This window comes from Acinetobacter sp. FY683 (assembly GCF_059515885.1).
In genome coordinates this window covers 1-5549 of sequence record NZ_JCAKNA010000054.1, presented here as the reverse complement: position 1 = coordinate 5549, position 5549 = coordinate 1, and the positions used below count along the sequence as shown (strand labels likewise).

The following is a 5549-nucleotide window of genomic DNA, read 5'->3' as shown; positions in this document are numbered from 1 at the left end:
GGCTTTGTTGCACAAACCTAGCATGGAAGGCTTATTCAGCAATATAATTTCAAAATGAATAAACCTGCCCCTAAAATCTATCGTACAACCAATTGGTCATCCTATAATCGAGCCTTAATCAACCGGGGTAATATTTCCATTTGGTTTGATCCAAAGACCCAGTGGTATGCACAATCACAAGGCAAGCAAGGTCGAAATCAGACCTACTCCGATACAGCGATTCAATGCTGCTTAATGATCAAATCTCTATTTCGACTCTCTTTACGTATGGTCACAGGTTTTGTTCAAAGTCTGATTAAACTCTCTGGATTAGATTGGACAGCGCCGGATTACACTACGCTTTGCAGAAGACAAAAACATATTGATATTGCGATTAGCTATGAAAAAAGTAGTGATGGTCTGCATCTACTCGTAGACTCTACTGGTTTGAAGTTTCTAGGTGAAGGTGAATGGAAATGCAAGAAACATGGGGCTGAATATCGTCGTCAATGGCGTAAGCTGCATATTGCTATAGATGCTAAAACTCTTCAAATACGTGCTGTACAGCTCACTACAAATGATGTTGGTGATTCTCAAGTACTTGAAGATTTACTTTCTCAAATTCCCTTGGATGAGAAAATTGATTCTGTTTATACAGATGGTGCTTATGACACAAAGCATTGCCGACAAGTCATTTTAGATCGAGATGCACATGCGATCATTCCACCGAGGAAAAATGCAAAGCCTTGGAAAGATCAGCAAGCGAGGTCTATCGAGCGGAACGAGTTATTAAAGACAGTCAAACGTCTAGGTAGATCGCTTTGGAAAAAGTGGTCTGGTTATCACCGTCGGAGTTTGGTTGAAACGAAGATGCATTGCATCAAATTATTAGGCGATAAATTAACAGCAAGGAGTTTTCCTAGTCAGGTGAATGAGATCCACGCACGCATGGCAGTCTTGAATAAATTCACAGAATTAGGTCGTCCTCATACCCAAGTTGTCTCTTAAATTTGGCTCACCTAGGGGAGCTCAGCCTTTCAAGCCTTTATGCAACAAAGCCGTTGGTAGCCAAAAAGAATATTGTGGTTGCTTAGGAATATTTCTCACCCAATATTTAACTTTAGGATGTAAGTCTAATAACTGAGCGCATTGGAATTCTTCAGAAATATTACCACCGTCTGTTTTTTCCCTTAAATCATCAATTTGGGCATAGAAATGTTTCTTAAACTTGAAACTTCCGCGATAAGGTTTCTTAACAGGGTACATACCACGCTTAAATTCAAAACTATTTTCAAGCTTAGGCTCATTAGCAACCTGTAACTGACTAAATAAATCACCCTGAAAAGCCTTTTTACGAGCTAATTCGAATAATCGGTCTAATTCATTTGATACAGCAAGTGACAATTGGAACTGAGCACGATGCAATTGAGTTAAAGTGAAATTTCGTACATTCAGCAAATAACTGATTAGCTTTGTTAAATAAGCTCGTAATTGAATTTGTGTCAAACCTTGACGTCTTACTTTTCGATCAAGCCAGTTGAGTAAATCATTTTCAGTGATGGGTGTTGGCATGTCAGAAAATTGGATTTGCTGACTACCTAATTGTCCATACTTTAACTCTTGATCTTCAATATTTAGATCAATTTCAAAACTATTTACAGTTTCTCTGATATTAAAACCTTCAAGCTGCACAGTAAAATCTAGTAAATTCCATTCCACGGAGTCTTCAATCGTCTCTTTATCAGCAACTTGCCATTCACCATCCACAAATAAACCTAATTGCGGAATCAATGCAAATGAAGCATTCCAGTTCTCTGGTGCTTGATGAGCTTGTCGTTCAGCACGAGCATCATCAAAGGCTTCTTTGACTTGTGCTTTCTGTTTAGGCGTTGCTTTATCAATAACAGCCTGTTCGATTTGATCAAACTCTTCGTCAGTTGTGCCTTTATTGATCACTAAAGATGTACCTTGACTGTTATCTAATTTCTGTACCGAATGTTGTAACTCAGTAGGGATAGTATCTGTCTTGACTTCAAATGGTACAGAAATAATAACTTCAGGAGTTTTAGGTTTGGTTCCAACACTACCAGTTTGACCTAGATCTAATTCAGGTTGAGGATTCACAACAATGGCGGTATCAGCTTCCCATTTATTAAAGCCCATATTTTGTACCATACGGTCTTTAAGTAGCATGGTCGCTTGAGCGATAGAACTAGAAATAACATGCGCATATGCTTTGTTGAGTTCGTCGTTTTGGCGTAATTTTGCGTAAGGCATACGTAAGACACGACCTAATAGTTGCTCCACATCAGTAGCTGAATTGATGTTCTGCAAACTCGCAAGTACATAAGCGAAAGAACAATCCCAACCTTCTTTTAAAGCTTCTACCGTGATGACAATCTTCACTTTACTCATAGGGCTAAACAGATTTTCATCTTCAAGCTCTTTGGTTTGCCCTGTAGAGATCGCAATCCATTCTTCAGTTATATTTTCATATTCGCTTAATAAATGCTGTTTTACAGCTTCTACATTCGCTTCACCATTTTTATCCTGAGCTTGGATCAACAAAATTGGACGAATATATTCTTTTTCGCTTTGAGCCAACACCTCTAATTTTTGACGTTGGATAAGTGCATCGCGAATACAGTCTTGCCAACTATGTGGATGTTCAGTCAGAACGACTGGTAACTTGATCATCTCAGCGACTTTGAGTTCAGCAGCCGACACTGAATAAAGTACGTTATTATCTTTTGGTGTCGCTGTTAGCTCAACCAAGCAACTAGGATTTAAACGCTTCAGCGTAGGAAAGAAGGTCTTACCACCACGGTTTTTATGTGCTTCATCTACAATGATAATTGGTCGGTGCAGATTAAAGAAATTCACCAACGAATGCTTTACACGCCCAATATCTTTTTCAGTCAAGAATGGCTGATATTGCAATGTATCAGCCGTAACTCTATCCATATTTTGAGTCTGAAAATCTGTTAGCCCTGTAAAATGTTCACTTAATGACTCATCAAAAGCGTAAGCATTACGTTGAAATGTCTTATCTTTATCAATATTAAAAATCTGAATGGTAGTCACAATCACAATACAAGACTGATTAACATCATGCTTATTTAATGTTTGTAAACTTTCAATATCACAAATTTTTAATTTATCACCATAGTAACCTTGCAAAGCTTGTCTATAAGGGTGGGTTACATCTGACAAAGCTGCAAGTGTCTGCTGACGAATCATATCCGTTGGAACAAGCCACAAAACAATAGGTGTATCTGTATTTGCATAATTTCGAGCAGCAATAGGAATACTATGTGATGCTAGTAAGGTTTTACCACCACCTGTAGGAACACGCAGACATACACTTGGAATACCATCTAGACGGTCGTTATATTGTATATTTTCGCCCACACATTGCTTAAAAGCTTGTTCCGCCCCAAATGATGCAGCTAAAGTAAAAAATTGCTCTAAAGCATGTAAAGACTGATTTTGATAATTTTTTAATTGAAGTGACATGAGTAATCCTTACTTAGCCTTATTACCATAGAGTGAATATGGAATTTGTTTAAACTCGATGTTTAATGCTTCCAATCGAGTAGGACTTAAACGGGAGGCTTCACCAATCACAATTCTTTTACCGTCATGAGCATAACATTCATTTAAATGATTCAATACAGAGGATGTAAGTACATTCCCGCCATTTGGTCGTCGATCACCTAAAATACCGTTATAGAGCAAATAGTAGGCTGTTCCTTCGTAAATACCCAAGAATGGATTATCAAAATTCTCAGTTTGGTTTAAGGCAAATTTTGTTTCTAACCACCAAACATAACTAGCGAGATCTTTAAACTTCACATCAGTATTTAAGAAGCCATTATCATCAAAAATAGAACTACCTAAAGTATAGAAGCTAAAACCACCACCACCTTGCCAATTCAAAGCAGATGAAATACCACCTTGCTCACCTTCAATGACTTTTTCAAGCCGTGGAATCACATGAGTCTTAGCATGTTCACCCATTTCAATACCGATATAACGTCGTCCCATTTTATGAGCAACTGCGGCTGTTGTACCGCTACCGAGGAATGAGTCAAGGATGAGATCATTTTCCTCGGTTACAATGGTGAGAATTTTTTGAATCAATCTTTCAGGTTTAGGCGTATCAAAAACATCCGAAGAATTAAAAATACTTACTTCGAGCTTTGCTTCATGGTTGTGTCCTACCTCCTCATTTAACCATATAGTTTCAGGAGGTCTATATGCTTTATCTTCAGCATATTGTTTAACATATATTTCCCATTTATTATTTTTGAATATAAACTCTAAGTCATCTGAATTTGAGATAACATTCTCTTGTTTCCAACGCCATCGCCCTTCAACACCTGTAGGCTTTATTGGATGGATCTCTGAGCCATCAGGAGCAATAATTGGGTACCACATAGATGGTCGGTCCTGTCTTAAAGACTCAGAACCCTCTTTACGTAAAGATCTACGTCTATAAAATTTATTCTTAATTTCATCAAAGTAATTAAACTGGCTACTATTTTGTTCAAACTCTAATCTTTTGATAGCAACTTTGTTGGTCTTTCCATAAACAAGTATATGATCATGTGAAGCGCTAAACCCTTGTGCATCCATTTTTGCACTGTAAGCTTTTTGCCAAATTAAGTTAGCTAAAAAATTCTTTCTTCCAAAAACTTCATCAGCTAGAACTTTCAAATAATGTGCTTCATTATCATCAAGTGTAATCCAAATAGAGCCATCTTCCGCTAAAAGTTCTTTAAGCAGTTGAAGACGTGGATACATCATAGAAAGCCATTGCGCATGTTCTAACTTATCATCATAGTGTTCAAAAGCTGATTGAGTGTTGTAAGGTTATATACACTTAAAATCAATAAAAATACATTTCACCTGTCCACCATAAAGTGGCAACAGAGCTTTTAGTGCTTGTAAATTATCACCTTGAATAATCAGGTTTTCTTTTGCCTGTTCATCATCACCATATGATTTTTCGAATTTTAAAAGGTGATATGGAACTTGGGTTGCTGTTTCTTCAGCTTGGTTTCGGTTCACCCAATCTAATAGTGGCATAACAATACTGAATCAATAAAAATTAAGTCAATCTTATCAAAAAATCTAGAGATTTATGAAAAGATTAACAATCTCTAGCAAGAATCAATTTTAAATTTATTCTTCTACATCATATTCCACAGCATTAAGCCAACTAGATAAAATTTGTTTTGGTGTTACTTTATCCCATTTTTCAGCACTCCCTATAACATGGGCACTGACAAATTGTTCAAATTCAGAATATTCCCAAGATAATGGTAGGGGTTTTGAATAATGTTGATCTGAACTTTTTTGGTTCATACGTGTAATAAAATAACTAATATTTTTAGTAAAAAGCTTATCTTTATTAAAAGTTAAAGATTTATTTTCAATAGGTTTTGTTGCACAAACCTATCTGTAAAGGGTTTTTCAGCGATATAATTTTCAAATGAAGAAGCCTACACACAAAATCTACCGCACAACCAATTGGCCCGCATATAACCGAGCACTCATGAGTCGCG

General features: G+C 36.8%; 3 protein-coding genes and 1 pseudogene. 1 reads left to right on the top strand and 3 read right to left on the bottom strand.

What is annotated here, in order from left to right:
• Positions 1 to 54 precede the first annotated feature (54 nt).
• A complete protein-coding gene (locus AC5YDH_RS14680; RefSeq protein ID WP_496116183.1) occupies positions 55 to 987 on the top strand; it encodes an IS5 family transposase in 933 nt (310 codons plus the stop codon).
• A 21-nt stretch (positions 988 to 1008) separates the two neighbouring features.
• On the opposite strand, the gene AC5YDH_RS14675 is transcribed toward AC5YDH_RS14680, so the two are convergent.
• From AC5YDH_RS14675 to AC5YDH_RS14665, 3 genes and pseudogenes are all read right to left on the bottom strand, one after another.
• Positions 1009 to 3495, bottom strand: a complete 2487-nt coding sequence (locus tag AC5YDH_RS14675) for a DEAD/DEAH box helicase (protein WP_496120560.1) — start codon at positions 3493 to 3495, stop codon at positions 1009 to 1011.
• Between the two features lie 9 nt (positions 3496 to 3504).
• Positions 3505 to 5070, bottom strand: a pseudogene (locus AC5YDH_RS14670) (site-specific DNA-methyltransferase).
• 96 nt (positions 5071 to 5166) lie between these two features.
• Positions 5167 to 5349, bottom strand: coding sequence for a hypothetical protein (locus AC5YDH_RS14665; RefSeq protein WP_496120558.1), 183 nt, complete (start codon positions 5347 to 5349; stop codon positions 5167 to 5169).
• Between the last annotated feature and the right edge of the window lie 200 nt (positions 5350 to 5549).